Source organism: Burkholderia sp. ABCPW 111 (assembly GCF_000773065.1).
GTDB lineage: Bacteria > Pseudomonadota > Gammaproteobacteria > Burkholderiales > Burkholderiaceae > Burkholderia > Burkholderia savannae.
This window is the reverse complement of the sequence record NZ_JPWT01000121.1, coordinates 108,979-134,297: the sequence shown is the minus strand read 5'-3', so window position 1 is coordinate 134,297 and position 25,319 is coordinate 108,979. Positions and strand designations below refer to the sequence as shown.

At 65.1% G+C, this 25,319-nt stretch carries 26 protein-coding genes and 1 tRNA gene; 14 read left to right on the top strand and 13 right to left on the bottom strand.

Annotated features, from left to right (window positions below; translation table 11 throughout):
- Positions 1-2: 2 nt before the first annotated feature.
- The 4 genes from X946_RS27270 to X946_RS27255 all read right to left on the bottom strand — a co-directional run bounded on the left by X946_RS27270 (position 3) and on the right by X946_RS27255 (position 4,760).
- Positions 3-914 (bottom strand): prepilin peptidase, encoded by a 912-nt coding sequence (locus X946_RS27270; protein WP_038754438.1) that lies wholly within the window; start codon positions 912-914, stop codon positions 3-5.
- A 44-nt stretch (positions 915-958) separates the two neighbouring features.
- Complete coding sequence (locus tag X946_RS27265; protein ID WP_038754435.1) at positions 959-2,176, bottom strand: type II secretion system F family protein; 1,218 nt, start codon at positions 2,174-2,176, stop codon at positions 959-961.
- Positions 2,173-3,450, bottom strand: a complete 1,278-nt coding sequence (locus X946_RS27260) for a GspE/PulE family protein (protein WP_038754432.1) — start codon at positions 3,448-3,450, stop codon at positions 2,173-2,175. Before X946_RS27260 ends, X946_RS27265 begins: the two co-directional genes overlap by 4 nt.
- Before the next feature lie 101 nt (positions 3,451-3,551).
- Positions 3,552-4,760, bottom strand: a complete 1,209-nt coding sequence (locus tag X946_RS27255; protein ID WP_231752040.1) for an HlyC/CorC family transporter — start codon at positions 4,758-4,760, stop codon at positions 3,552-3,554.
- Between the two features lie 736 nt (positions 4,761-5,496).
- On the opposite strand from X946_RS27255, the gene X946_RS27250 reads away from it, so the two are divergent.
- The 4 genes from X946_RS27250 to X946_RS29645 all read left to right on the top strand — a co-directional run bounded on the left by X946_RS27250 (position 5,497) and on the right by X946_RS29645 (position 8,684).
- The gene (locus X946_RS27250) at positions 5,497-6,117 is read left to right on the top strand and encodes a recombinase family protein (RefSeq protein ID WP_038754427.1); all 621 of its coding nucleotides are present in this window, start codon (positions 5,497-5,499) and stop codon (positions 6,115-6,117) included.
- 164 nt (positions 6,118-6,281) lie between these two features.
- The gene (locus X946_RS27245) at positions 6,282-6,488 is read left to right on the top strand and encodes a hypothetical protein (protein ID WP_038754424.1); all 207 of its coding nucleotides are present in this window, start codon (positions 6,282-6,284) and stop codon (positions 6,486-6,488) included.
- An 804-nt stretch (positions 6,489-7,292) separates the two neighbouring features.
- Positions 7,293-7,544, top strand: a complete 252-nt coding sequence (locus X946_RS36455) for a Rha family transcriptional regulator (RefSeq protein WP_052145203.1) — start codon at positions 7,293-7,295, stop codon at positions 7,542-7,544.
- Positions 7,545-7,748: 204 nt separating this feature from the next.
- A complete protein-coding gene (locus X946_RS29645; RefSeq protein ID WP_442854598.1) occupies positions 7,749-8,684 on the top strand; it encodes a virion core protein, T7 gp14 family in 936 nt (311 codons plus the stop codon).
- 76 nt (positions 8,685-8,760) lie between these two features.
- On the opposite strand, the gene X946_RS27230 is transcribed toward X946_RS29645, so the two are convergent.
- Positions 8,761-9,036, bottom strand: coding sequence for a hypothetical protein (locus X946_RS27230; protein ID WP_038754421.1), 276 nt, complete (start codon positions 9,034-9,036; stop codon positions 8,761-8,763).
- Positions 9,037-9,342: 306 nt separating this feature from the next.
- On the opposite strand from X946_RS27230, the gene X946_RS27225 reads away from it, so the two are divergent.
- Positions 9,343-9,690, top strand: coding sequence for a hypothetical protein (locus X946_RS27225; RefSeq protein WP_038754418.1), 348 nt, complete (start codon positions 9,343-9,345; stop codon positions 9,688-9,690).
- Between the two features lie 186 nt (positions 9,691-9,876).
- On the opposite strand, the gene X946_RS27220 is transcribed toward X946_RS27225, so the two are convergent.
- From X946_RS27220 to X946_RS27205, 4 genes are all read right to left on the bottom strand, one after another.
- Positions 9,877-10,968, bottom strand: coding sequence for an integrase (locus X946_RS27220; RefSeq protein WP_081990078.1), 1,092 nt, complete (start codon positions 10,966-10,968; stop codon positions 9,877-9,879).
- 151 nt (positions 10,969-11,119) lie between these two features.
- Positions 11,120-12,592 (bottom strand): site-specific integrase, encoded by a 1,473-nt coding sequence (locus X946_RS27215; RefSeq protein ID WP_152611850.1) that lies wholly within the window; start codon positions 12,590-12,592, stop codon positions 11,120-11,122.
- 97 nt (positions 12,593-12,689) lie between these two features.
- Positions 12,690-12,766, bottom strand: a tRNA-Pro gene (locus X946_RS27210).
- Between the two features lie 41 nt (positions 12,767-12,807).
- Entirely contained in the window at positions 12,808-13,800 is a 993-nt protein-coding gene (locus tag X946_RS27205; RefSeq protein WP_038754544.1) for a polyprenyl synthetase family protein, read from the bottom strand.
- A 221-nt stretch (positions 13,801-14,021) separates the two neighbouring features.
- Between X946_RS27205 and rplU the strand changes: the two genes are divergently transcribed.
- The 4 genes from rplU (at position 14,022) to proB (ending at position 17,141) form a co-directional block, all read left to right on the top strand.
- Entirely contained in the window at positions 14,022-14,333 is a 312-nt protein-coding gene (rplU, locus tag X946_RS27200; RefSeq protein WP_006025184.1) for a 50S ribosomal protein L21, read from the top strand.
- A 28-nt stretch (positions 14,334-14,361) separates the two neighbouring features.
- Positions 14,362-14,625, top strand: a complete 264-nt coding sequence (gene rpmA, locus X946_RS27195; protein ID WP_006025185.1) for a 50S ribosomal protein L27 — start codon at positions 14,362-14,364, stop codon at positions 14,623-14,625.
- Positions 14,626-14,809: 184 nt separating this feature from the next.
- The gene (gene cgtA, locus X946_RS27190; RefSeq protein ID WP_038754415.1) at positions 14,810-15,928 is read left to right on the top strand and encodes an Obg family GTPase CgtA; all 1,119 of its coding nucleotides are present in this window, start codon (positions 14,810-14,812) and stop codon (positions 15,926-15,928) included.
- Between the two features lie 94 nt (positions 15,929-16,022).
- Complete coding sequence (proB, locus tag X946_RS27185) at positions 16,023-17,141, top strand: glutamate 5-kinase (protein WP_038754411.1); 1,119 nt, start codon at positions 16,023-16,025, stop codon at positions 17,139-17,141.
- 198 nt (positions 17,142-17,339) lie between these two features.
- Here proB and X946_RS27180 read toward each other — a convergent pair whose 3' ends face one another.
- Entirely contained in the window at positions 17,340-17,897 is a 558-nt protein-coding gene (locus X946_RS27180) for a CNP1-like family protein (RefSeq protein ID WP_059670746.1), read from the bottom strand.
- An 86-nt stretch (positions 17,898-17,983) separates the two neighbouring features.
- Positions 17,984-18,634, bottom strand: coding sequence for an RNA pyrophosphohydrolase (locus tag X946_RS27175; RefSeq protein WP_038754405.1), 651 nt, complete (start codon positions 18,632-18,634; stop codon positions 17,984-17,986).
- 218 nt (positions 18,635-18,852) lie between these two features.
- Here X946_RS27175 and X946_RS27170 point away from each other — a divergent pair, with 218 nt between their 5' ends.
- Both X946_RS27170 and X946_RS27165 read left to right on the top strand, forming a co-directional pair.
- Positions 18,853-20,589: a proline--tRNA ligase gene (locus tag X946_RS27170; RefSeq protein WP_038754403.1), complete on the top strand. Its 1,737-nt coding sequence runs from the start codon at positions 18,853-18,855 to the stop codon at positions 20,587-20,589.
- 33 nt (positions 20,590-20,622) lie between these two features.
- On the top strand, positions 20,623-21,225 hold the full coding sequence (locus X946_RS27165; protein WP_038754400.1) for a MarC family protein: 603 nt from the start codon (positions 20,623-20,625) through the stop codon (positions 21,223-21,225).
- A gap of 132 nt (positions 21,226-21,357) precedes the next feature.
- Here the strand turns inward: X946_RS27165 and X946_RS27160 are convergent, their stop codons facing one another.
- Both X946_RS27160 and ffh read right to left on the bottom strand, forming a co-directional pair.
- Positions 21,358-21,909 carry a hypoxanthine-guanine phosphoribosyltransferase gene (locus X946_RS27160; RefSeq protein WP_038754398.1) on the bottom strand — a complete coding sequence of 184 codons (552 nt, stop codon included), beginning with the start codon at positions 21,907-21,909 and terminating at the stop codon, positions 21,358-21,360.
- Positions 21,910-22,006: 97 nt separating this feature from the next.
- Positions 22,007-23,374 carry a signal recognition particle protein gene (ffh, locus tag X946_RS27155; RefSeq protein ID WP_038754395.1) on the bottom strand — a complete coding sequence of 456 codons (1,368 nt, stop codon included), beginning with the start codon at positions 23,372-23,374 and terminating at the stop codon, positions 22,007-22,009.
- Positions 23,375-23,461: 87 nt separating this feature from the next.
- On the opposite strand from ffh, the gene X946_RS27150 reads away from it, so the two are divergent.
- Genes X946_RS27150 through ampD form a run of 3 tightly spaced genes read left to right on the top strand, consistent with a single transcriptional unit; the run spans position 23,462 to position 25,282 of the window.
- Positions 23,462-24,361 (top strand): cytochrome C assembly family protein, encoded by a 900-nt coding sequence (locus tag X946_RS27150; protein WP_038754392.1) that lies wholly within the window; start codon positions 23,462-23,464, stop codon positions 24,359-24,361.
- A gap of 13 nt (positions 24,362-24,374) precedes the next feature.
- Complete coding sequence (locus tag X946_RS27145; RefSeq protein ID WP_038754389.1) at positions 24,375-24,695, top strand: PP0621 family protein; 321 nt, start codon at positions 24,375-24,377, stop codon at positions 24,693-24,695.
- The gene (gene ampD / locus X946_RS27140; protein ID WP_038754386.1) at positions 24,692-25,282 is read left to right on the top strand and encodes a 1,6-anhydro-N-acetylmuramyl-L-alanine amidase AmpD; all 591 of its coding nucleotides are present in this window, start codon (positions 24,692-24,694) and stop codon (positions 25,280-25,282) included. Before X946_RS27145 ends, ampD begins: the two co-directional genes overlap by 4 nt.
- Positions 25,283-25,319 lie beyond the last annotated feature (37 nt).

The following is a 25,319-nucleotide window of genomic DNA, read 5'->3' as shown; positions in this document are numbered from 1 at the left end:
GGTCAGCCTCCGAGCAGCAGATAGAACGGCGTGCCGAAAAAGAGGGTCGCCGCACCGCCCGCCGCGAGGAATGGACCGAACGGCAGCGGTTCCTCGAAGCGCATGCGGCCGCGCCAGGTCGCGACGAGGCCGACGGCGGCGCCCGCGACCGCGGCGATCAGCACGATTTGGGGCAGCGCTTCCCAGCCGAGCCATGCGCCGAGCGCGGCGAGGAGTTTCAGGTCGCCGTAACCGATCCCTTCAATGCCGCGCAGCAACTTGAAGAGCCACAGGATGCACCAGAGAAACAGATAGCCGGCGATCGCGCCGATCACCGCGGTGCGCAGGCTCGCGAACGTCTCCCACAGATTGACGCAAAGCCCGGCCCACAGCAGCGGCAGCGTCAGCGAATCGGGCAGAAAGCCGGTCTGCATGTCGATCGCGCTCATTGCGAGAAGCGCCGCGCACAGGCCGAACGCGGCGAGCGCAGCGACGCTCGGGCCGAAGAGCAAGAGCGAACCGGCGGCGAGCGCGCCGCTCGCGAGCTCGATGAGCGGATAGCGCGCGCCGATCGGCGCATGGCAGCGGCCGCAGCGGCCGCGCAATGCGATGTAGCTCAGGACCGGCACGTTTTCCCATGCGCGCAGCACGTGGCCGCAGTGCGGGCATGCGCTGCGCGGCGCCCAGAGGTTGTAGCGCGCCGGCAGGCCGTCGTCGGCGTGCGGCTCGCCCGTCGCTTCGGCGATCTCCGCGAGCCACGCGCGCTTCATCATGATCGGCAGCCGATGAACGACGACGTTGATGAAGCTGCCGACGACGAGGCCGAGCACGATCGCGAACGCAAGCTGCATGCCCGTGGGGAGCGCCGCGAACGCGGCGAGCGGCCCGGCGGCCGCGTGCGCGGCCGGATCGGGAAGGAACGGATTGGGCGTCATCGGGGCGGTTGGCATTGCAAATGGAGTCGGATTCGGCTGCGATGCTACACCACGTTGCCGAGCTGGACGATCGGCAAGTACATCGCGACCACGAGTGCGCCGATCAGCGCGCCGAGCACGACGATCACGACGGGTTCGCACATGTTCGCAAGCACGCCGATCTGTTCGTCGATGCGGCGATCGCAGAGCGCCGCGACGTCGATGAGCATCGTATCCAGCGTGCCCGATTCCTCGGCGACGGCGATCGGCTGGACGATGTCGTCCGGGAAGCACCTTTCGGCGCGCATTGCGCGGGCGAGCCGTTCGCCGTGCTGCAAGCGCGCGGCGATGCCGGCTGTCGCGAGATCGAAGCGTGCATTGCCGGTTGCGTTCGACAACGCGGCGAAAGCGTCGGTGAGGGGCGTGCCGGCGGCGAGCAGCGTGCCGAGCGCGCGGCTCCACCGGGCTGCGGCGAGCGTGCGCATGAGCGGTCCGGCGAACGGCGCGCGCAGCAGCGCCTGCGCGAGTGCAAGGCGCGCGGCCGCGGAACGGCGAGCTGCGTGGCGCAAGGCGAGGCCGGCGAGCAGTGCGAACGCGGCGACGGGCGCGCTCCAGCGTGTCACGCCAGCCGACAGCGCCAGAATGAAGCGGGTCGGCGCCGGCAGTGCGGCGCCGAAGCCCGAGAAGATCTGCTCGAACGTCGGCACGACCCAGATCAGCAGCGCTGCGGTGATCGCAAGCGCGAACAGCAGCACGGCGACGGGATAAGCGAGCGCGCCCCGGACTCGCGCATATTGCGCGGCCGCGCGCTCGCGATCGTCGGCGAGTCGTGCAAGGACGGCCGCGAGCGCCCCCGCCGTCTCGCCGACCGCGACCAGTTGGCAGAAGAGGGGATCGAACTGGCGCGGGTAGCGGCGCAGCGCGGCGGAGAACTGTCGTCCCGCAACGATCTCGCGCGCAAGGCCAGCCGCGATGCGTGGCATTTCGCTTCGCTGCATCGCTTGCGCGAGCAAGTCGAGCGACGGCGCGAGTGCGAGCCCCGCGCGCAGGAGGTCGGCGAGCTGCCGCGCGAAACGCGTGACTTCGCTCGCCCGCACGGCGGGCTGCGGCGCCGTGCCGCGCGCTTCGAGATGCAGCACCGTGACGCCCGTGCCTTTGAGCGCCGCACGGGCAGCGAACGGACTGACGGCGATCAGTGTGCCGCGCCGCCGCGCGCCGTCGGTCGTCACGCCCGCCCAGCGATATCGCGCCTCGATCGGTGGGGGCGGATTGCGCGTGCTCATGCCGCCTCCGTCGTGCCGAGCGCCTCGTCCAGGCTCGACGTGCCGTCGCGCACGCGGGCGAGCGCCGCGTCGCGCAGACTCGTCATGCCTTCGGTGCGCGCTTGCCGCGCGAGCTCGGCGCTGCTCGCGCGCGCGACGATCAGGTCGCGTTGCGCGTCGGACAGCGGCATGACTTGATGAACGCCGATGCGCCCCCGATAACCGATGCCATGGCACGCGGCGCAGCCCGCCGCCTCATAGGGACGCCAGCCGGCGTGGAGCGTAGCGGCGTCGAGGCCCGCCGCACGCAGAGCGTCGAGCGGCGCGCCGGACGGCGTACGGCACGCAGGACAGAGTCGCCGCACAAGCCGCTGCGCGGTCACGAGCCGCAGCGCGGCGGCGAGGTTGTACGGCGCGACGCCGATGTCGAGCAGTCGGGCCACCGCCGCGGGCGCGTCGTTCGTATGCAGCGTGGACAACACGAGATGCCCCGTCTGCGCGGCTTTCAGCGCGACGTCGGCGGTTTCCGCATCGCGTATCTCGCCAACCATGATGACGTCCGGGTCCTGGCGCAGGAACGCACGCAGCGCGACCGCGAAGGTCAAGCCCGCTTTCTCGCGCACGCCGACCTGATTGATTCCGTCGAGCTCGATTTCGGCCGGATCTTCGACCGTGCAGACGTTGCGCGACACGTCGTTCAGCATTTGCAGGAAGCAGTAGAGCGACAGCGTCTTGCCGCTACCCGTCGGTCCCGTGACGAGGACGAGGCCGTGCGGCGCGCCGATCGCCGCCTCGACGTTGCGTGCCTGAGCGGCGTCGAAGCCGAGCTTGGCGAGCGACAGATTGTCGGGCAGCGTTTCGAGGCGCCGCAGCACGAGCTTTTCGCCATGCAGCGTCGGCAGCGAGCTGACCCGGTAGTCGCCCGCTCGCCCCGGCGCGAGCGTGAGCCGCAGGCGGCCGTCCTGCGGCACGCGGCGCTCGGCGATGTCCATTCGCGCGAGCACCTTGATGCGCGTCACGCATGCGTCGCGCAGATGGGCGGGCGGGCGCGCGAACTCGTGCAGCACGCCGTCGATGCGCAGGCGCACGCGCCAGCCGGATTCGCCCGGCTCGACGTGAATGTCGGACGCATCGCGTTCGTGCGCCGCGCGCAGCATGTCGGCGACGACACCTACCGCGGGCGCGTCGTCGGCGAGCTCGGCGGTGCGAGCCCGAGGCGGGGCGGACGCCGCGGGTGGGAGCGCCGCTGCGGGCCACGCGGAAGAAAAGGAAGGGTTGGGGGGCGTTGCGGACATCGGATTCGGCCTCGCGGCCGCCTGCTCGACACGATGGAGCGATCATCGCGCGTCGGGCAGGGCGGCCGCCAGTCGGCCGATCGGCCAACCGCGGCGCGCCGTCAGGCGTTCGACGCGCGCCCGCCGCGCTGCGTGCGCGGCTTGAACAGCTTGACCGTGCGCACGCCCTGGTCGTCGGTGCGCAGCACTTCGATCATCACGTCGTCGATCTTCAGACACACGTCGCCTTCGGGAATTTCCTCGAGCATTTCGAGGATCAGGCCATTGAGCGTCTTGGGGCCCGTGGTCGGCAGGCTCAGATGCAGCCAGCGGTTCAGCTCGCGCAGCGGCATGCTGCCCGCGACGATGCATTCGCCGTTCGCGTCCCAGCCGCTCTTCGAGTTTTCGCTTCGCGGCATCGTCGTCGTGAATTCGCCGATCAGCTCCTCGATGATGTCCTCCGGCGTGACGAGCCCCTGCAGCTCGCCGTATTCGTTGACGACGAGCGCCGTACGCTGCCGGCTCTCCTGGAAGAATTGCAACTGCTGGAACACGGGCGTGCCCGACGGCACGTAGTACGGTTCCGCGAGCAGCCCGCGCAGCGTTTCGCGATCGAAATCCTGATTGTGGAACGCGGCGAGCGTCTTGCGCACGTGCAGCACGCCGAGCACGCGGTCGATGTCGCCTTCGTAGACGACGAGCCGGTTGTGATAGCAGGTTTCGAGCTGATGCAGCACGTCGTCGAGCGGCGCGAGGATGTTGAGCGCCTCGATCTGGCGGCGCGGAATCATCACGTCGTCGACAGTGATGTTCTCGAGATCGAACAGATTGAGCAGGATGCTGCGGTGCTTGGTCGGCATGAAGCTGCCCGACTCGAGCACGAGCGAGCGCAGCTCCTCGGTCGACAGCCGCTGGTCGCGGCCCGCTTTCGTGTTGATCCGCAGCGTGGCGAGGATCGATCCCGACAGCGTGTTGACGAACCACACGACAGGCATCATCACGCGCATCAGCGGCGCGATCACGACGCTCGCCGGCAGCGCGATCCGTTCGGGGAACGTTGCGCCGACGATCTTCGGCGTGATCTCCGCGAACACGATGATGAGGAACGCGACGATGCCGGTCGCAATCGACAGCACGAAGTTGTTGTGGCCGAACGTGTGCAGCGCGATCGACGTCGTCAGCACCGGGATGATCGTGTTGAACAGGTTGTTGCCGATCAGGATCACGCTCAGCAACTGATCGGTTCGCGCGAGGAGCCCCTGCGTCGTTTTCGCGCCGAGCGCGCCGCGGCTCGCGAGATGTTTGAGCCGATGGCGATTGAGCGCCATCATCGCGGTTTCAGAAATGGAGAAGAAGCTGGAGCAGAGAAGAAGCAGGAAGACGGCGCTGATTTGCGCCCATAAGGGAATTTGGTCCACGCGTCGGAGAGTCGGTGAATGACAGGAATGGAAAAGACTATAGCAGAGGGGCGCGATCGGATCGTGTACGGCGCCGCGCCGTAGGTGCCGCAGCGCGACGCTCGCCGTCGCGCAAAAAAAAACCGCGCATCGTGTGCGCGGTTTTTTGCAAATCTGGTCGGGGTGAGAGGATTCGAACCTCGTTTACCCATTAAAAATCAATCACTTAGTCACGGTTTCGTGCTACAGGTTTGACGATGTAGTGTAGCAGGACGGACCAAAATTTGCTGCAATTTTTCGCAGGCTCAGCGCGCCGCCGTGCGCCCTCCCTATGCCCCATATGGCCCTTTGGCGAACGCGTCGCGAATTGGCAGGACGCGGCGCACGCGGGCATTTTCCGCCGCCGTGGCGTACCGGGACCGCCGCCGTAGTCCCGCGCAGGACTGTCAGAAGAAGGCCGTTAGCGAGGCTATAGTAAGCCGGGGCCGCAATCCTGCTGTTGCGATTGGCGGTCTTTCCGGTGGAGGCGGGGTCAACGGCGGGTGCGGTGTACCAGTACCATTAGGGCATACCTTAAGCGACCGCCTGAATCCAGTACTGTAAATTGCTCTTGACTAACCCTATCGGTACCGGTACTGTTTAACCATTCCAACTGTACCGGAGCGGCAACATGCACATTCGGGCCTACATGCGGGCGTCTACAGACGAGCAGGACGCGAAGCGGGCCAAGGGCGCACTACAGGCGTTCGCTAAGGATCGCAGCGTCAAGGTGGCGGCGTGGTATTGGGAGAACGAGAGCGGGGCCAGCCTGCAACGCCCTGAACTGTTCCGGCTATTGGATGACTGCGAACCGGGGGACGTGCTGTTGCTGGAACAAGTGGACCGGCTGTCCCGGCTGAATGAGGCGGACTGGCAGAAACTACGCACGGACATTGCTGCGCGGGGTGTGCGCGTTGTTGCGCTCGACCTGCCAACCTCTCATGGCGCGCTATCGTCGGCTACGGCGGATGAGTTCACAGGGCGTATGCTGGACGCGATCAACGGCATGTTGCTCGACATGCTGGCGGCAATCGCCCGGAAAGACTACGTAGACCGCCGCCGCCGTCAGGCTGAGGGGATCGCTAAGGCCAAAGCCGCAGGGGCGTACAGGGGCCGTGCCGTGGATACCGTAAAGCGCGCAGCGATCCGTCAGGCGCTCGACAAGGGCATGCCGTGGCAGTGGATTCAAACCAACCTAGAGTGCTCGCGTGCGACGATTGCGGCGGTATCGAAAGAGCGCGCCGAGCAGTAACCAGCCGAGCAGCAACCAGACTGGCCCTTTTCAATTTCGGTTGACTAGGCGACTTAACACACATACCTATTTCAGCCCTATTCGTCTGGCTGTCAGGAAGTGGGGCGAAGAAACACATGGCTATTTCGGTCGCGTAGGTGACAAGACCATTAATCGGAGGCTGTATGAAGTACACAGTACACCCGCTGGAGCACAACATAGCCGAGGCGGAATATCTTGCGCGGCAGAGCAGCAACGGAGCGGCGGCGTACCGCCGTGCCGTCGAGGCGACTACCGGAAGTCTGCCGACATGGGCCACGCGCCAGCGTGCGGGCCGCAAGAAGCAATTCGATGAGGATGCAGCACTCGAATCCGGCGCGATTGGCCTGTAGGCGAAGTTTCTGGCGACGGCCCGCGATTGCGGGCGAGAGAGCGCGCAGGCGCGGCCCGAGAGTAGTCCGAAATCACAAATCAAGGAGGGGTATGACGAAAGGCGTTAGACGGCGACCAGGGCAGCGAGCGATTGCGAGCAATGCGCGGGAGCCGAGTGGATACAACTTGGACCGAGACCGCACTATTCGAGCACGGGCGAGGTTCGAGGGATTGTCGCTTGGCGAGGTTTGCCGGAGCTATGGCGACGGTCTGGCGTATGCCCCTATCCGGGGTGAATCATTTATCGCCCGTGAGCGGTACAGGTGCGTTCCGAATGAGGAACTGAGCGAGAGTGAAATCGCTTTCCACGACCGCATGGCTGAAGTCAGACGGACGGGGTTGCCGAATCTTCCCAAGAGGCTGCAATCCGGGGCGTGTAAGGCGGTATTGGCGAAGCTAGAGACAGGTGCGGCGCGAGCACGGCGAGCGCGACCTACAGCCAGCGTTGTCGTGCATGTCGCGGAACTTAGGCGACAGCCCCGGTACATCCGGCTGAATCTCGATGCAATTGACGACGCGCAATGCGTCCCGTACTGAGTCGGGAGAATCTCGGAGACCATCGCATGACGCCGTAGCAACTACGGGAGCTTATAAGGCGATCACGGCGCGACAAGGGTTTCCGAGAGATTGCCTAAATTTTGGGCGTCCAGCCATGCGGGCTATCGAGGTGTCCCCATTTAATAATTACCCTTCGTTGCCTAAAAAATAAGCGGGCTTCCTTCTGCCCGCGTAGTCCGCGTGTGGGACATCAACCCGGCGGCGCTATGAGCGGGGCAGTCGCGGCGAAGCCGCTCACCATGACCAGCCGGGAGATTGCGGAACTGGTCGAATCCCGGCATGACAACGTGAGAGTCACCATCGACCGCCTTGCGAAGCGCGGGCTGGTGTCGGTTACTGCGACGCAGGAACCGCTGCCCGGAGGCGGCAAGCCGACCACTATCTACCATGTCAACCAGCGCGACAGTTACGTGATTGTGGCGCAGCTTTCCCCCCGAATTCACAGCCCGACTGGTTGACCGCTGGCAGGAGTTGGAGAAGCAGGCGGCGGCACCGCAGTTCGCCGTCCCGCAGACGTTGCCCGAGGCCCTACGGCTGGCCGCTGACCTTGCCGACCAGCTTGCGCTGGCTGCACCGAACTCTTCAACATCCTGAAAATTACTAAGGAGTGCATTTTATGATGTCTTATCGTGTTCGTGGCTTCCGTTCGCGGGGGTTCAACCATGGGTGCTAATGGTTGGGCAGCACTGGCTGGCGGCATCGCTGGCTTCATGAATACGTGGCTGTCTGCGTACGCGCAGAAGGCTGCGGACGACGCGCAAGGGATCATCGACAACGCGAACACGTATTCGCAGAACACGATCAACCAAGCGAACGCCGACGCAGCCAACGCGGTGCGCGCCGCCAACAACGGCTTCGCCGTCGCGCAGGCGTCGTTGTCGAACCTCACTCGCAGCATCAGCAACCAGTCGAAGCTGGAAGCGGGCGGCAAGGCCGAGGACGCGATCACGACGAACATCCTGCGGCTTCAGGATCAGGCGACTCGCGGCAGCTTGGAGTCGCAGCTTCGCTCTGCCGAGCAGCTTGGCGCGGTCCGCGCTGCGGCTGCTGCGGCGGGCGTGGGCGGCTCGACGGCGCGGATGCTTCAGAACACGATGGCGTTGACTGCTGCGCGTGCGCAGACGACGACCGATCAGAACACGCAGTACCAGACGTACGACATGCTGCAACAGCGTGCGGGCCTCGTGTCGAACAAGATAATGTCGCTGGACGAGGGACAGACCTTCGCGGCCATCGACTACAACATCAACGTCGCGCCGCTCGTGCAGTCTCCGCTGCGCGCAGGGCAGTTCGCGAACAGCGTTATGTCGCAGGCATGGCTCGGTGCGGCGAACGGCGCGATGGGTTCGCTGAACCTCGCGTCGAATACAGGCCCGAAGTCGGACGTGGGCACCGGCTCGACGGGCGGCATCGGCAACACGCAGGGCTACTCGTCAGGAGCAACGCTATTCGGCCCGAACACCTTCTCGTACGAGGCACCGTCGAACTACGGCGTCGGCGCGAACACCTACGGGTTCAGTACCGGCCTCGGCGGCGGGACCAATGGGTTCTTCTCGACCGGATCGAGCAGCAAGATCGCGGACTACCAGTTGCATTGAGCAGGCGGGCAGTGTCGCGGGCTACGTGCCCGTGATGCTGCCGCGCCGATGGACAGTGCGTATGCGAGCGCGGTATCTATTTGCTCTTTGCCGTCTGTGCAGGTTGGCCCTCGGCGTCGTCCTGCATCGCTTCGTGGTACGCCAGTAACGACCGCAGCATGTAATGGCGGCGGACATTGAGAACGATGACCCATCGCACCGCCCATACCACGACGACGGACACACAGTAGCCGCCGAAGGGCAGGAAGGACCATGCGGAGGCTGTCCATAGAATCGCCGCGATGCTGAGCAGGGTGATACCTGCATTGGCTAGGCGGGCTTCGTCGTAAACATCGTTGATAGGGTCTTTCATTGGCTCGCTGGCTGTCCGTGCAGGGATTCGCACGGCAAGAGGTTGACGGGCGTATACAGCAAATCGTAAACTTCATTCGTCGCGCAAACAACCGCGACCGGGTTTGGCGACCTGTATCATGTGAGCGCGCAGCCGACAGGATCGGCATTGCGCTACGCCATTGCGCGCCGTTTCAACGGGCGGGCCGTGGTGGGGAGACCGTGAGGTCTGCCGGGTGCTTACGTGACCGGTTCGCCAACCCCGCTACGTGCCCGCTCACCCATTTGGCGATGGGCGCGGGTCCACCACTCACGTAAGGACCGCACCATGTCGCATCAGCCCTCGCAGCAAGTCTCCCTCACCATTCCCCTGTCTCGCTTTGACGGCAAGCCCGATAACGGCGCGCTGTATGTGATTGCTGCGCTGGTCGAGCGCGGGTTCCGATATGTCTCGGGCGATGTGCTCGAACTTGAACACGCGCTCGGCACTGAGCGCACGCTGCGGCTGGTTTGCACGACACCGACGAGGGACCGCACCTACTGGATTCCTCGGCTCGTCCGAGTGTTTCAGGAACTGAGCGTCCCCTATTCTGAAATCGACGCTGCGCACGAGCGCGAGCGGACTGCGCTCGGCGCGGTGCTGGATGCCGCCACGGGCCGTCACGCGCTCGCGTGAGCCTCCGTTACTCCTGCTGGTTGTCCGGGCGTCGTGAAGGCCATGCGTCGCCCGGCAGCCGTTGCGGCTCTCCTAGCCATACATCAAACGGTAAGTCGTCATCGTATGGCCCGGTAGCTGTCTTTGTGAAATCGCGCTTTTGCACTGCGCGCTCGGTAGCGCGGCGGAGCCAGTCCGGTCTGTCAGTCATACCATCGCTCCGTCGTCGGGCCGAGGTTTGTCCAGCTTGCGGGCAAGGTCGCCAAGTTGCAGGTGGGTGTACCGTCTGAGAAGCTGTAGCGTTTGGTGCCCGGATACCGTTGCGACCTCCATCGCAGGCAACCCCTTTTCGAACATGCGGCTGACTGCTTCGTGCCGCAGATCGTGGAAGTGCAGATCGACAATCTTGGCCCGAGCGACTGCGCGGATGAATGAACGCTTCAATGCTTCGGGGGTGACGCCGGGAAATACCCGAGGCTGAATTTCGCGCTGATCGCCGCTTCCCTCCCGCGCCTGCTGTTCGCGGATGCGCGCCAGAGTTTCGACAGCCCGCATCGACAGCGCAACGCCTCGCGATACGCCGGTCTTTGTCTTAGTTAGATGGATCGCTCGGCCTGTCAAGTTGATTCGAGACCATTCCAGCCCGGTTATCTCACCGAGGCGCATGCCGGTCTCAACGGCGAGGGTAATAGCGGGCCGCAGGTACGGATTCTCGACAGGGCATGCGTTCAGTAGCCGCGCCTCCTCGCCCTTGGATAGCCGTCGCTCACGCGGCGGATTGTGCTTCGGGCGGCGTGTGCGTTGAAAGGGGTTGTCATCGAGTTTGACACCCCATTCACTGCGCGCTATTTCGATGACGTGGCCCAAGAGATTCATGTCCCGGTTGACCGTCGAGCCTGATACTTCTTTCAGACGGTCGTCGCGCCACTCCGCTACCTGCACGGTCGAGAGATTGCTAACTGAGCAGTACGACAAGGGGTGCTTGAGCAGCCCGCCGATGCGCCAACGCTCCGCCTCTGCACTTCGTTTATGCGGAGTGATTCGGTCCCGATATTGGCAGAGCAAGTCTCCTAGCGTCAGCTTATCAGGCGGCACGTCGAGGAAAAGTCGCCGGATCGACTCGTCGGCGTTGCGCCGTCGTTCGCGCCGGTCGATTTCGTCTTCGACTGACTTGGCCCATTCGACGGCCTCGGCGCGGGTTCGAAAGGTCCGGGACATAAGTGGGTAGCCTACCTTGCGAATCTTAGCTTGGTAGGTGATCTTGCCAGCGCGACCGGCGCGCTCAATGATTGTAGACACGGATGGGGTCTCCACAATGACGGGAGTAAGCCCACGGGAATCCTTGTTCCCGATGTCAATGGATGCTCGCTCTTGTACTAGCGCGGCGCGGTGGGGCGGGTCCGAAAGGGGCAGGGAACGTTCCCTGCCCGTCGTGCATTGTGTCGCAAGGTTACCTGTCTGCCAAGCGCTCGGGCTGCATCGTGTGATGCGCCAGTGGCGCGTCGGTCATACGCGGATGCGCGGGCAGTACTAGACCGGGCACCCGGTAGCGCCGCACAGCGTCCACAAGCGGGCGCAGCGGGTACGTCAGACCTCCGTACCGTCTGGAAACCTTGCTGCTGCTATGGCCGGACAGCGCGTCTGACACCTCGTCCGTTATCCCGGCCTCGCGGCACAAATCCTTGAACAGGTGGCGGAACGAGTGGAACACCATCCGCTTGTCCGTGACCTTGCAGACGCGCCGCAGGTACTTCCCGAACCACTTCCCCCAATTCCCGGCCTCCGCGCCGAAGGCGTCGGGCTGTAGCGGGAATACGCGGGTTTTGCCCCGCTGTACCTGTATGAACTCGATAAAGCCCCGCGCCAGTATCTCCGGGTGTACCGGGAATCGACGTACACTCCCAGCGTTTTTGACGCCCTGTGATTCGCCCTCGTTCGTGATGCGGAGTACCCAGCATTCGGCCTCTGCGTCGTGCTCGTCCCGGTATGTTTCCCGATACACATCCTCTGGACGTAGCTGCGCCAGTTCCTCAAGACGCGCACCTGTGAACAGGGCGAGCAGCGGGAGCCAGTAAGCGGCCTCCCCCGCCCCGCCATCGGGCCGAGCCCCTCTTGAGTACACGGGACTGCCGAAGATTGCGTGAAGGGCCTTTAGGTCGAATGGGAGCCGTGCAGCCTTGGCGTTCTTGCGTTCCCCAACGCGCACCCCCTTGGCGGGGTTGTGATCGAGCAGCAGGTTGCTCACTGCGTAATTGAGCAGTGTCCCGAAGTTGACTAGCTGCTTGTCCGTGTTGACCGGGGATTGGCCCGACGCCAGCAATTCGTCCTTGAACTTCACGACATGGCGGCGTGTGATGCGATGGACCGGCACCTTACCGACAAGCGCCTCGAAGCGGCCTGTAACGCGCTCCATTATCTTGACCGTGCGTACATCCGGCTTGCGCTCGTCGGCCCATTTCTCAGTGAGTCGCGATAATGGCATCCCGCCTTGCGGAGCGTCGGCAGCAGGAGCAGGCCCGCCAGCATGGGCGGCGCTGGTAGCGGCATATGGTAACGCCCCTGTCTCGGACAGCACGGCACGGATAGCCCGCTTTAGCATCTCGAATTCTTCGGCCTCGCATTCCGCGTTATAGGCGAAGTGCGCCGCCGCTTCATCGTTATGCTGTTGCCACCGTTCCCACGCCTCGACCTCGGCGGCGGTCATGCGCTGCGGCGGCGGAGTATCTGCCGACTCGGCGCGGACGCGGGCGAATTCCTCGTCAAGCTGCGCGCCGATGCGGCGGCAACGGACGCGGGCTTCTGCCGGGTCGCTCGTGCCTAGGGCCTGCTGAATCTCATTGCGCTTGTAGTGCCCCACCAGATCGGTGGGAATACGGCGGCGGATGTAGTAACGACTACCGCGCTTGAACAGATGTGTACACATGCCTTGCTCCTTGGCTTGTGTAGCACTCACGTGTGACATGTGGGAAGTGACGGGCCTTGATCTATGGGGATTCCATTATAAATCAAGGCCCTAAATCTGGTCGGGGTGAGAGGATTCGAACCTCCGGCCTCTACGTCCCGAACGTAGCGCTCTACCAGGCTAAGCTACACCCCGATTTGGACTCGATTCGTACTGCTTCGTCGCTTCGGTCTAGATCAAGACTGACGTGACGTCGAGTAAGAGCATAATTCTAGCAGGCTCTCTTTGAAAATGGAAGAGGGAAATGAAGAAATCGCTGCGGCTGCTGCGTGGGCCTCCTGGCGAGCGCATTCGAGCGTATGGTCGAGCGCGCCCGACCGCGTGATTGCGTCGAAGATCGTGTCGAAGCGGTCGGTGCCGCCCTGCTCGATCGCCTCGCGCGCGAGCGCCGACTGCTCGGGCGTGCCGCGCTCGATCAGATAGATGAGCGGCAGCGTCGGCTTGCCTTCGCGCAGGTCGTCGCCGGCGTTCTTGCCCATCGACTCGGCAGTGCCCGCGTAGTCGAGCCAGTCGTCCATGATCTGGAACGCGGTGCCGATGCGGCGGCCGTATTCGGCGGCGGCGGCTTCCGTCGGCGCGTCGGCGCCCGCGAGCACCGCGCCGAGCCGCGCGGCGGCCTCGAACAGCTTCGCCGTCTTGTAGCGGATCACCTGCATGTAGCGGGTTTCGTCGACGTCGGCGTCGTGCATGTTCAGCAGTTGCAGCACTTCGCCTTCGGAGATGATCGTCGTCGCCTCCGACAGGATCTCCATCACGCGCATCTTGCCCACGCCCACCATCATCTCGAACGAGCGCGAGTACAGGTAGTCGCCCACGAGCACGCTCGCCGCATTGCCGAACAGTGCGTTCGCGGTCTTGCGGCCGCGCCGCAGCTCGGATTCGTCGACGACGTCGTCGTGCAGCAGCGTCGCCGTGTGGATGAATTCGACGACGGCCGCGAGCACGTGCTTCTGGCTCGTGTTTTCGCCGAGCGCGCCGGCGACGAGAAGAAGAAGCGCCGGCCGCAGCCGCTTGCCGCCCGCGCCGATGATGTACTCGGCGATCTGGTTGATCAGCAGCACGTCGGACGCGAGGCTTTGCCGGATGACGCGATTCACCTGCTCCATATCGCTTGCGATCGGGGCGAGCAGGTGGGCGGCGCTGAGGGAGGGGGTGGCAGTCGACGACATGATCATGGAAATGGGTAGTGCCGCGGATTATAAGGCGAATCGCCGTTGAGCCGAGCCGTCGTGCGACTTCATCGCGCGTTTTTCGGCCGTCCGGCCGATGTCCGCGCCACGATCAGGCGCGCAAGACGTGGATGGGCTTTGACCGAAGCGCTAACTCTATGTATAATCACGCGTTTTCCGCGCACGGTGTGCGGAAAAATGGATCCAGAGTGAGGTTCTCAATGTACGCGGTCATAAAAACCGGCGGCAAGCAGTACAAGGTTGCCGTTGGCGAAAAACTGAAAGTAGAACAGATACCGGCAGACATTGACGCAGAAATCACGCTCGACCAGGTTCTCGCAGTGGGCGAAGGCGAATCGATTAAGTTCGGTACGCCGCTGGTCAGTGGGGCTTCCGTCAAGGCTACCGTCGTATCTCACGGTCGTCATGCCAAGGTCACCATCTTCAAGATGCGTCGCCGGAAGCACTACCAAAAGCACGGCGGCCACCGCCAGAACTACACCGAGCTGCGCATCGACGCGATCAACGCGTAAGCGCCTCCCTCGGTAAAGGAGCAATCAGATGGCACACAAAAAAGCAGGCGGCTCGTCCCGGAACGGCCGCGACTCCGAGTCGAAGCGTCTCGGCGTCAAGGTGTATGGCGGCCAGGCGATCAACGCGGGCGGCATCATCGTGCGTCAACGCGGCACGCGCATGCACGCAGGCGAAAACGTCGGCATGGGCAAGGACCACACGCTCTTCGCGCTGGTCGACGGCCACGTGAAGTTCACGACGAAGGGCGCCGACAAGAAGCATACGGTCGTCGTCGTTCCGGCCGCTGCCTGAGTTCAGGCGCGACGGGCTTCGTAGCCAAGAAAAGGCCCCGCGGTAGCAGCGGGGCCTTTTTTATTTTGCGCGCGTCTTGCGCGCGGGCACCCGGCGCGCGCGTCGGCCGTTCGGCCGATTGGTCAAGCGCTGCGCCGCGCGGCACAATAGCGGGAATGGCAGCACATACTGAACGGAGTGACGGATGAAGTTCATTGACGAAGCGCGAATCGAAGTCATCGCCGGAGACGGGGGCGATGGCAGCGCGTCGATGCGCCGCGAGAAATTCGTCCCGTTCGGCGGGCCGGACGGCGGCGACGGCGGCCGCGGCGGCAGTGTCTACGTGATCGCGGATCGCAACATCAATACGCTGATCGACTATCGGTACGCGAAGAAGCACCTGGCGCGCAACGGCGAGAACGGTCGCGGCTCGGATTGCTACGGCAAGGGCGGCGACGACATCACGCTGCGCATGCCCGTCGGCACCGTGATCAACGACATGGATACGGGCGAGCTGATCGCCGATCTGACCGAGCACGATCAGAAGGTGCTCGTTGCGAAGGGCGGCGCGGGCGGCCTCGGCAATCTGCATTTCAAGTCGAGCACGAACCGCGCGCCGCGCCAGAAGACGGACGGCAAGCCGGGCGAGCGGCGCATGCTGAAGCTCGAGCTGAAGGTGCTTGCGGACGTGGGCCTCCTCGGGATGCCCAACGCCGGCAAGTCGACGTTCATTTCGTCGGTGTCGAACGCAAAGCCGAAGATCGCCGACTATCCGTTCACGACGCTCGCGCCGAATCTCGGCGTCGTGCGCGTCGGGCCGGGCAAGAGCTTCGTGATTGCCGACATTCCGGGCCTGATCGAAGGCGCGGCGGAGGGCGCGGGCCTCGGTCACCAGTTCCTGCGGCATCTGCAGCGCACGGGTCTCCTGTTGCATCTCGTCGATCTCGCGCCGTTCGACGAAAACGTCGATCCCGTTGCGGAGGCGAAGGCGATCGTCGGCGAGTTGCGCAAGTACGACGAATCGCTGTACGAGAAACCGCGCTGGCTCGTCCTGAACAAGCTCGACATGGTGCAGGAGGACGAGCGCGGCGCGCGCGTCGCCGATTTCGTCGAGCGCTTCGGCTGGACGGGCCCCGTATTCGAGATCTCCGCGCTGACCGGCCAAGGCTGCGAAGCCCTCGTCTACGCGATCTATGACTATCTTGCCGAACATTCGGATGCGCATCGCGCCGAGCTCGCCGAGGATCTGGCGTCGGACGTGCGCTTTCGCGACGTACCGCCCGCGGCGGGCGAGCCGCGCGAGCGTGAAGCCGACGCGCCCTAAGCATATTCGCCGCCGCAACGCGCCGAGCGGTTCGCTCGGTGCGTGAGAGATTCAATCGCGCATCATTCACAGGATTCACAGGAGACAGCGCACGATGCGTTCGATCATCGCCGATTCGAAGCGCCTGGTAGTGAAGGTCGGCTCGAGCCTCGTCACCAACGACGGTCGCGGGCTCGACCACGACGCCATCGGCCGATGGGCCGCCCAGATCGCCGCGTTGCGCGGCGCGGGCAAGGAGGTGGTGCTCGTGAGCTCAGGTGCGATCGCGGAAGGGATGCAGCGCCTCGGCTGGAACAAGCGGCCGCGTGAAATCGACGAACTGCAGGCGGCCGCGGCCGTCGGGCAGATGGGGCTCGCGCAGGTGTACGAGAGCCGCTTTGCCGAGCACGGTATCCGTACAGCGCAGATTCTCCTCACGCACGCGGATCTTGCCGATCGCGAGCGCTATCTGAACGCGCGTTCGACGCTCCTCACGCTGCTGCGGCTCGGCGTCGTGCCGATCATCAACGAGAACGACACCGTCGTCACCGACGAGATCAAGTTCGGCGACAACGACACGCTCGGTGCGCTCGTTGCGAACCTGATCGAAGGCGACGCGCTCATCATCCTGACCGACCAGCAGGGCCTCTTCACCGCCGATCCGCGCAAGGACCCGAGCGCGACGCTCGTCGCCGAGGCGAGCGCCGGCGCGCACGAGCTGGAGGCGATGGCGGGCGGCGCGGGCTCGAGCATCGGCCGTGGCGGCATGCTGACGAAAATCCTCGCGGCGAAGCGCGCCGCGCATAGCGGAGCGAACACGGTGATCGCGAGCGGCCGCGAGCGCGATGTGCTCGTGCGGCTCGCGTCGGGCGAAGCGATCGGCACGCAACTGATCGCACGCACCGCGCGGATGGCGGCGCGCAAGCAATGGATGGCCGATCACCTGCAGATGCGCGGCCACGTCGTCATCGATGCGGGCGCCGTCGACAAGCTGACGGCGGGCGGCAAGAGCCTGCTGCCGATCGGCGTCGTCGCGGTGCAGGGCGTGTTCGCGCGCGGCGAAGTGATCGCGTGCGTCGACGATGCGGGGCGCGAAGTTGCGCGCGGGATCACGAATTACAGCAGCGCCGAGACGAAGCTGATCCAGCGCAAGCCGAGCGGCGAGATCGAAGCGGTGCTCGGCTACATGCTCGAGCCCGAGCTGATTCATCGGGACAACCTCGTCGTCGTCTGACGACGCCGCGCGTCGAGCGAAGCCGAACGAACAAAGCGAACAAAACGAAAAAGCCCGCACGTGCGGGCTTTTTTTGCGTTTGTCGCGCTGTCGCGGCGCTGCTTCGCGGCCGATCTTCGGCGCATTCGCGCGTCCCGCCTGCCGGGGCGCCAGCAGGCGGTCGCGTGTCCGGCAGCACCCAATTAGCGGATCACAGGATCAACGGATCTGATTGAGCGTCGTCCGGTTGTAGCGAATGTTCTCGACGATCGATTGGCGCTTGCCCGCCGGCATCTTGTTCGCGCAGAAGAAGTCCTGATAAAGCGCCGCATGGTACGCATTCAGCTCGCCGTTCTCGATGCGCTGCCAATCGGTTTCGACCGTGCGGTCCCAGCCGTCGTGGTCCGCGTTCAGGCCCGCATACTGGCGCCATTCATACGTATCGCAGCGAATGCCTTCGTAGTTGACGTTGCGCGCGCCGGCAGGGCTTGTCACGACGACGACATAGCGGACGACGCCGTCGGTGCCGACGTCGAGCGACTTCGAATCGACGAGGAACTTGAGCGGCGTGTTCTGCGACACGTTGAACGGCAGCAGATCGCTCGTCTGCGGCAGCGGCGGCAGCTTCTCGACCTTGTTTTCAGCCCATTGCGGCTGACGGTCGAGCAAGTAGGTGAACGCACTGTCGTCCTTGTTGGACGGGGTGTTCGAGTGGGCGCAGCCGGCCAGCGCGGCGGCCGCGGCAATCGACGCGGCGGCAAGGGCAATCGCTTTCAATATGCATACCTCGTAAAAAAAGCGCGGCATCCTTCAATGCCGCGCCCGGTCATGCGTTTTTCATTCCCGCCGGACGAGCCCGCGCGTCAGTCGCGCAAGATCAGGCGGGGAGGATTTTCGTCGAGCGTGCTCGCGCCCGGCTCGATTTCCGAACAGACTGCCGACGCGTCGATCGCTGCCGGTGTTTCCGCGGCCGCGTGCCCGTTCGCGACGCGCGGATAGCGCGTCGCGCGCGGACCGCGCGACTTGTCGGGGCGCTGCGCCGGGCGGCGCAGGAAACGCGACAGTTCGGTCAACGCCAACTGATATACATCCCGCTTGAACTCGATCACCGCGTCGAGTGGCACCCAGTATTCGTTCCAGCGCCACGCATCGAACTCCGGATGATCCGTCGCGCGCAGGCAGATGTCGCAATCGCGCCCGACCATTCGCAGCAGGAACCAGATCTGCTTCTGGCCGCGATAATGACCGCGCACTTCGCGCTTGATGAACTTGTCTGGCACCTCATAACGCAACCAGTCGCGAGTGCGGCCGATGATCTTGACGTGTTCCGGCAGCAGCCCGGTTTCCTCGTGCAGTTCCCGGTACATCGCCTGCATCGGGGTCTCGCCGTACTTGATGCCCCCTTGCGGAAACTGCCAGGAATGCTCGCGGAGCCGCTTGCCCCAAAACACTTCGTTGCGCGCGTTCAAGAGGATGATGCCGACGTTCGGGCGAAAGCCTTCACGATCCAGCATACAACCACCTTCGAATCCTTTAAAATTGCTTTGATTATAAACAGATAACGGGCGTTGCGCACCGGAACGGAGCGAATCCGGGCGGGGCGCGTCAACTACACTGTCCCCGATTTGTCTGCTATGTCAGCTGCGCCGCACACTGTCAGGCGCAGTCGTTTATTCACCCTTAGACTTTTTTCGGGCGGCCCGCGTTGGCCGCTGCTAATGGAACCGTTCGCATGAAAGCCTCCCGTTTCTTTATCGGCACCCTGAAGGAAGCACCCGCCGACGCCGAGATCGTCAGTCACAAGCTGATGGTGCGCGCAGGCATGATCCGCCGCGTCGCCGGTGGCATCTACAACTATCTGCCGGTCGGCCTGCGCTCGATTCGCAAGGTCGAGGCGATCGTGCGCGAGGAGATGAACCGTGCGGGCGCGATCGAACTGCTGATGCCCGCCGTGCAGCCGGCCGAGCTGTGGCAGGAGTCGGGGCGCTGGGAGCAGTATGGCCCGGAGCTGCTGCGCTTCAAGGATCGCAAGCAGAACGAATTCGTGATCGGGCCGACGCACGAAGAGGTGATCACCGACATCGCGCGCAACCAGATCAAGAGCTACCGGCAGATGCCGGTGAACTTCTACCAGATCCAGGCGAAGTTCCGCGACGAGATCCGTCCGCGCTTCGGCGTGATGCGCGGGCGCGAATTCATCATGAAGGATGCGTACTCGTTCGACAAGGACCACGAAGGCCTCAAGGAATCGTACAAGAAGATGTACGACGCGTACGTGCGGATCTTCACGCGGATCGGCCTCGAGTTCCGCCCGGTCGCAGCCGACAACGGCTCGATCGGCGGCAGCGGCTCGCACGAATTCCACGTGATCGCCGATACCGGCGAGGACGCGATCGCCTACTGCCCGACGTCCGACTTCGCGGCGAACGTCGAGGCGGCCGAGGCGCTGCCGCTGCTCGCTAGCCGTGCGGCGCCCGCCGAGGCGATGCAGAAGGTCGCGACGCCCGGCAAGGCGAAGTGCGAGGCGGTCGCCGAGCTGATGGGCATTCCGCTCGAGCGCACGATCAAGTCGATCGTGCTCGCGACCGACAACGACGGTGCCGAGCCGACGATCTGGTTGCTGATGCTGCGCGGCGACCACGATCTGAACGAGATCAAGGCGGCGAAGCTGCCGGGCTTGGCCGGCCATCGCTTCGCGACCGAGGCGGAGATCGTCGAGTGGTTCGGCACGCCGCCCGGCTATCTCGGCCCGATCGGCACGAAGAAGCCGGTGCGCGTGGTCGCCGATCGCACGGTCGCGAACATGAGCGACTTCGTCGTCGGCGCGAACGAGGTCGATTACCACATCGCCGGCGTGAACTGGGGCCGCGACCTGCCGGAGCCCGTGATCGCCGACATCCGCAACGTGAAGGCGGGCGATCCGTCGCCGGACGGCAAGGGCGCGCTCGACATCTGCCGCGGCATCGAAGTCGGCCACGTGTTCCAGCTCGGCACGAAGTATTCGGATGCGATGGGCGCGACGTTCATCGACGAATCGGGCAAGGCGCAGCCGATGGTGATGGGCTGCTACGGGATCGGCGTCACGCGGATTCTCGGCGCGGCGATCGAGCAGAATTTCGACGACAAGGGGATCATCTGGCCGGAGGCGATCGCGCCGTTCGAGATCGTGCTCTGCCCGATGGGCTATGATCGCAGCGACGCGGTGCGCGAAGCGGCCGACAAGCTCTACGCGGATCTGGCCGCGGCGGGCGTCGACGTGATCCTCGACGATCGCGGCGAGCGCCCGGGCGTGATGTTCGCCGACTGGGAGCTGATCGGTGTGCCGCACCGCCTCGTGATCGGCGAGCGCGGCCTGAAGGACGGCAAGATCGAGTACCAGGGCCGCCGCGACGCCGAAGCGACGCTGCTGCCCGCCGATTCGGCCGCGGCGACGGTCGTCGAGAAGGTCCGCGCGGCGCTTGGCCGCTGATCGTCGACGAAGCGAAGAGAAGAGGGAGGCGCGTTGGAGTCGAATTTCCTGTCGGCGACGGTGCTTCTCGTCCTCATCACCGATCCGCTCGGCAACATCCCGCTCGTCATCGCCGCGCTGCGGGACGTGCCGCGCGAGCGGCGCGTGAAGGTCATCCTGCGCGAAGTGGCGATCGCGTTCGTGATCCTGCTGTTCTTCATGGTCGTCGGCGACCGCTTCCTGCGGATGATGAGCCTGACCGACCTGTCGCTGCGGATCGGCGGCGGGATCGTGCTGTTCCTGATCGCGCTCAGGATGATCTTCCCGCATCCGGACGGCGCGCTCGGCAACGATCCGCGCACGGGCGGCGAGCCGTTCATCGTGCCGCTCGCGATTCCGGCGCTCGCCGGGCCGTCGGCACTCGCGACGGTGATGCTGCTCACGTCGCAGGCGCCGGGCAAGATGCTCGAATGGGCGGGCGCGCTGACAGTGACGATGCTCGTCTGCGCGGTTACGCTCGTGCTCGCCGAGCGGATTCAGCAGTGGCTCGGCGAGCGCACGGTGGTTGCGTTCGAGCGGCTGATGGGGCTCGTGCTGGTCGCGATTTCGGTCGAGATGATGATGGCGGGCATCCGCACCTTCGTTCACCAGTTGTGACGAACCGGCGTGACGATCGGCCGACGCTTTGCGCCGCCATCGATCGCCTAATAAAGAAAAGCGGCTCGCGCACGATGCGCGAGCCGCTTTTTTGTTTCCGATGGGGCGGCGCTCGACGCCGCCGCGCGTGCGTCAGACGTCCGCCGTCAGCGCGCGGATCGTCGGCAGGTTGCGCCAGTAGCCCTTCGCGTCCATCCCGCAGCCGAACACGTAGCGGTCCGGCACCGCGAACCCGCAGTAGTCCGGATGCAGCGGCTTCGCCTTCGTGAGCGTCTTCTCGCACAGCACCGCGGAGAGGAAGCGCGTCGCGCCCATCTCGAGGATGCGGTCGCGGATCGCGGCCATCGTTTCGCCTTCGTCGAGGATGTCGTCGAGCACGAGCACGATGCGGTCCTTCACCGATTCGCGCGGCGCGACACGCCAATGCATCTCGGGGCTGCCCTTTGTCGTGTTGCGGTAGCGGGTCAGGTGGATGTAGTCGAACTCGAGCGGGAAATCGAGGTGCGGCAGCAGCATGCCGGTGAACACCGCCGCACCGCCCATCACCGACAGCACGAGCGGAAACTCCTCGCCGATCTGGCCGCGGATCTCCGCGGCCATCCTGCCGATCGACGCGTTGACTTCGTCGGCGGAGACGATCTCTTCGGAGTGTTGGAAAATGTGGAGGGCTTCTTCTCGATTCATGAGGTCTGGCGAGCGGTCTCGTCTGGGGTACCAATAAGAATGAAACAATGCGGCGCCACGTGCTACAGCATATACCCGCGCGCGGCGCCGCGGCGAATCAGCGCAGGCCGGGCATCATGCCCTTTATGCCGCGCATCATCTTCTGCAGGTTGCCGCCCTTCAACTTCTTCATCATCGTGCGCATCTGGTCGTACTGATTGAGCATCCGGTTGACTTCCTGCACCGGCACGCCCGCGCCCGCGGCGATCCGGCGCTTGCGCGTCGCCTTGATGATCTCGGGCTTCGCGCGCTCGGCGGGCGTCATCGAGTTGATGATGCCTTCCATCCGGCGGATCTGCTTTTCGGCCTGGCCCATGTCGGCGCCGGCCGCGGCCTGCTGGAACTGCGCGGGCAGCTTGTCCATCAGCGACGACAGCCCGCCCATGTTCTTCATTTGCGAGATTTGCGCGCGGAAGTCGTTCAGGTCGAAGTCGCCGCCTTTCTTCACCTTGTTGGCGAGCTTCTCCGCAGCCTGGATGTCGACGCCGCGCTGTGCTTCCTCGACGAGCGCGAGGATGTCGCCCATCCCGAGGATTCGGTTCGCCATCCGGTCGGGGTGGAACACTTCGAGGCCGTCGAGCTTTTCGGCGACGCCGACGAACTTGATCGGCTTGCCCGTCACGTGGCGCACCGACAGCGCGGCGCCGCCGCGCGAGTCGCCGTCGAGCTTCGTCAGCACGACGCCCGTGAGCGGCAGCGCGTCGTTGAACGCCTTCGCGGTGTTGACGGCGTCCTGGCCGAGCATCGCGTCGACGACGAAGAGCGTCTCGACTGGCTTGAGCGCCGCGTGCAGCGCGGCGATCTCCTGCATCATCGCTTCGTCGATGCCGAGGCGGCCCGCGGTGTCGACGAGCAGCACGTCGTGATAGTGGCGCTTCGCCCAGTCGACGGCTGCGTTCGCGATGTCGACGGGCTTCTGGTCGGGCGTCGACGGGAAGAAGTCGGCGCCGACCTGCTCGCTCACCGTTTTCAGCTGCGCGATGGCGGCCGGGCGATAGACGTCGCACGAGACCGTGAGCACCTTCTTCTTGTACTTCTCGCGCAGGAGCTTCGCGAGCTTGCCGACGGTCGTCGTCTTGCCGGCGCCCTGCAGGCCCGCCATCAGGATGATCGCGGGCGGCGTGACGGCGAGGTTCAGCTCGGCCGCCTTGCCTTCGTAGTCGCCGCCGATCACGGCGGTCAGTTCCTTCTGGACCACGCCGACGAGCGCCTGACCGGGCGACAGGCTGCTGATCACCTCCTCGCCGAGCGCTTTTTCCTTGACCTTCGCGATGAAGTCGCGGACGACGGGCAGCGCGACGTCGGCTTCGAGGAGCGCAAGCCGCACCTCGCGGAGCATCTCCTGGGTGTTCGCCTCGGTGAGCCGGGCCTCGCCGCGCAGCGTCTTGACGACGCGCGCCATCCGTTGGGTGAGATTGTCGAGCATGGGGAGCGATGGACAGTGAAGCCCGCAGGCGCGAGTGGGACAAAAAGCCGGCCGTCGCGGGTAGGGGGCCTAGTGTAAACTTCGAACATGGATATTGTACTGTATGCCCTCACCGCGCTCCTGTATGGCGGCCTCGCCGTCGCCGGCTGGCGCACGCGCCGCATGGGCGAGGCGGGGCCGTTCGTCGCGAGCGTGCCGTCCGTTCCGCACGTGCGCGAACCCGCGCCGGCCGGGATGGGCGGGCTCGGGCGCGCGCTTCTCGGCGCCGCGCTGCTCGCGCACGGGGTGCTGCTGCACATGACGATCTTCCCGCACGACGCGATGGTGTTCGGCTTCGCGTTCGCGCTGTCGGCGATGTTCTGGCTCGGCGCCGGCATCTACTGGGTCGAGAGCTTCTTCTTTCCGCTCGACGGCATGCGGCTTCTCGTGCTGCCGCTCGCGTGCGTCGCGTCGCTCCTGCCGCTCGCGTTCGGCGGCGTGCGCGTGCTGCCGTATGCGGCCGCGCCGCTCTTCAAGGTGCACTTCCTGATCGCGAACATCGCGTATGGGCTCTTCGCGATCGCGGCGCTCCACGCGGTGCTGATGCTGATGGTCGAGCGGCGTCTGCACGCGCTGCGGCGCGACGGGTTTCGCGAGTCGGCGGGCTGGGTCGCCGGCTGGCTCGACACGCTGCCGCCGCTCCTGACGCTCGAGAAGCTGCTGTTTCGCCTCATCGGCGCGGGCTTCGTCCTGCTCACGCTGACGCTCGCGACGGGCATCCTGTTCAGCGAGCAGATTGACGCGCGCGCGCTCAAGCTCGATCACAAGACCGTGTTCGCGATCCTGTCCTGGCTGATGTTCGGCGGGCTCCTCGTCGCGCACAAGACGTCCGGCTGGCGAGGCCGCGGCGTGGCACGCTGGGTGCTCGCGTCGTTCGTCGCGCTGCTGCTCGCCTACGTCGGCAGCCGCTTCGTTCTCGAGGTGCTGCTGCACCGTTCCGTGGTTTGATCACCTGATCTCGATGCGACAAATCCTTCTTCTCATCGTGCTGTTCTTCGCGAGCTCGTGGCTCGCGAGAAAGATTCGCCGGGCGCAGGCACGCGGCGACGGCCCGTTCGCGGGCGGCGCGGGCCACACCGCGGATTCCGCGTCAGGCCCGGGCGGCGCGGCTCATGCGGGCCGCGCGCGCGACGCCGCGCTGCCGGAGCCGATGGTCCGCTGCGCGGAGTGCGGCGTGCATGCGCCGAAGAGCGATGCAGTCGCCGCAGGCGGCGAGTATTTCTGTAGTCCGGAGCACGCGGCGCGCCACGCCGCGCATTCGGGCGGCCGCAGCGAACCATGAACGACGTGCGGCGCTTCACCGTCGACGCCGACGGCTGGGTCGACGGCGTGCGGCGCGAGCCGTCGCCGAATTTCGAGGCGCGGCCCGACGGCGCCGTGCCTTCGCTCGTGGTGATCCACAACATCAGTCTGCCTCCCGGCGAGTTCGGCGGCGACGCGATCGTCGAGCTGTTCCAGAATCGTCTCGACTGCGACGCGCATCCGTACTACGCCGCGCACCTGCGCGGCGTGCGGGTCTCCGCGCATTTCCTGATCCGGCGCGACGGCGCGCTGATCCAGTTCGTGTCGTGCGACGCGCGCGCTTGGCACGCGGGCGCGTCGAGCTTCTTCGGCCGCGAGCGCTGTAACGATTTTTCAATTGGCATCGAGCTCGAAGGCGCGGACGACGTCGCGTTCGATGCGCCGCAATACGCGACGCTCGCCGCGCTCGCGCGCGCGCTCGCCGCGCATTACCCGATCGATGCGTTCGCGGGCCACGAGCATGTCGCGCCCGGACGCAAGACCGATCCCGGTCCGCACTTCGATTGGCAACGTCTTGCAGACGATGTCGGTTTCCCGCCGCGATACTTTCCCTATCGGAAGCACTGAGCGGGGTCTTTTTGACACACGCCGCATCGTTTCAGTG

Excerpts from the sequence above, each read along its gene's own strand:
- X946_RS27270 (WP_038754438.1), bottom strand. The coding sequence starts at position 914 with ATGACGCCCAATCCGTTCCTTCCCGATCCGGCCGCGCACGCGGCCGCC.
- X946_RS27265 (WP_038754435.1), bottom strand. The coding sequence starts at position 2,176 with ATGAGCACGCGCAATCCGCCCCCACCGATCGAGGCGCGATATCGCTGG.
- X946_RS27260 (WP_038754432.1), bottom strand. The coding sequence starts at position 3,450 with ATGTCCGCAACGCCCCCCAACCCTTCCTTTTCTTCCGCGTGGCCCGCA.
- X946_RS27255 (WP_231752040.1), bottom strand. The coding sequence starts at position 4,760 with ATGATGGCGCTCAATCGCCATCGGCTCAAACATCTCGCGAGCCGCGGC.
- X946_RS27250 (WP_038754427.1), top strand. The coding sequence starts at position 5,497 with ATGCACATTCGGGCCTACATGCGGGCGTCTACAGACGAGCAGGACGCG.
- X946_RS27245 (WP_038754424.1), top strand. The coding sequence starts at position 6,282 with ATGAAGTACACAGTACACCCGCTGGAGCACAACATAGCCGAGGCGGAA.
- X946_RS36455 (WP_052145203.1), top strand. The coding sequence starts at position 7,293 with ATGAGCGGGGCAGTCGCGGCGAAGCCGCTCACCATGACCAGCCGGGAG.
- X946_RS29645 (WP_442854598.1), top strand. The coding sequence starts at position 7,749 with ATGGGTGCTAATGGTTGGGCAGCACTGGCTGGCGGCATCGCTGGCTTC.
- X946_RS27230 (WP_038754421.1), bottom strand. The coding sequence starts at position 9,036 with ATGAAAGACCCTATCAACGATGTTTACGACGAAGCCCGCCTAGCCAAT.
- X946_RS27225 (WP_038754418.1), top strand. The coding sequence starts at position 9,343 with ATGTCGCATCAGCCCTCGCAGCAAGTCTCCCTCACCATTCCCCTGTCT.
- X946_RS27215 (WP_152611850.1), bottom strand. The coding sequence starts at position 12,592 with ATGTGTACACATCTGTTCAAGCGCGGTAGTCGTTACTACATCCGCCGC.
- X946_RS27205 (WP_038754544.1), bottom strand. The coding sequence starts at position 13,800 with ATGTCGTCGACTGCCACCCCCTCCCTCAGCGCCGCCCACCTGCTCGCC.
- rplU (WP_006025184.1), top strand. The coding sequence starts at position 14,022 with ATGTACGCGGTCATAAAAACCGGCGGCAAGCAGTACAAGGTTGCCGTT.
- rpmA (WP_006025185.1), top strand. The coding sequence starts at position 14,362 with ATGGCACACAAAAAAGCAGGCGGCTCGTCCCGGAACGGCCGCGACTCC.
- cgtA (WP_038754415.1), top strand. The coding sequence starts at position 14,810 with ATGAAGTTCATTGACGAAGCGCGAATCGAAGTCATCGCCGGAGACGGG.
- proB (WP_038754411.1), top strand. The coding sequence starts at position 16,023 with ATGCGTTCGATCATCGCCGATTCGAAGCGCCTGGTAGTGAAGGTCGGC.
- X946_RS27175 (WP_038754405.1), bottom strand. The coding sequence starts at position 18,634 with ATGCTGGATCGTGAAGGCTTTCGCCCGAACGTCGGCATCATCCTCTTG.
- X946_RS27170 (WP_038754403.1), top strand. The coding sequence starts at position 18,853 with ATGAAAGCCTCCCGTTTCTTTATCGGCACCCTGAAGGAAGCACCCGCC.
- X946_RS27160 (WP_038754398.1), bottom strand. The coding sequence starts at position 21,909 with ATGAATCGAGAAGAAGCCCTCCACATTTTCCAACACTCCGAAGAGATC.
- ffh (WP_038754395.1), bottom strand. The coding sequence starts at position 23,374 with ATGCTCGACAATCTCACCCAACGGATGGCGCGCGTCGTCAAGACGCTG.
- X946_RS27150 (WP_038754392.1), top strand. The coding sequence starts at position 23,462 with ATGGATATTGTACTGTATGCCCTCACCGCGCTCCTGTATGGCGGCCTC.
- X946_RS27145 (WP_038754389.1), top strand. The coding sequence starts at position 24,375 with ATGCGACAAATCCTTCTTCTCATCGTGCTGTTCTTCGCGAGCTCGTGG.
- ampD (WP_038754386.1), top strand. The coding sequence starts at position 24,692 with ATGAACGACGTGCGGCGCTTCACCGTCGACGCCGACGGCTGGGTCGAC.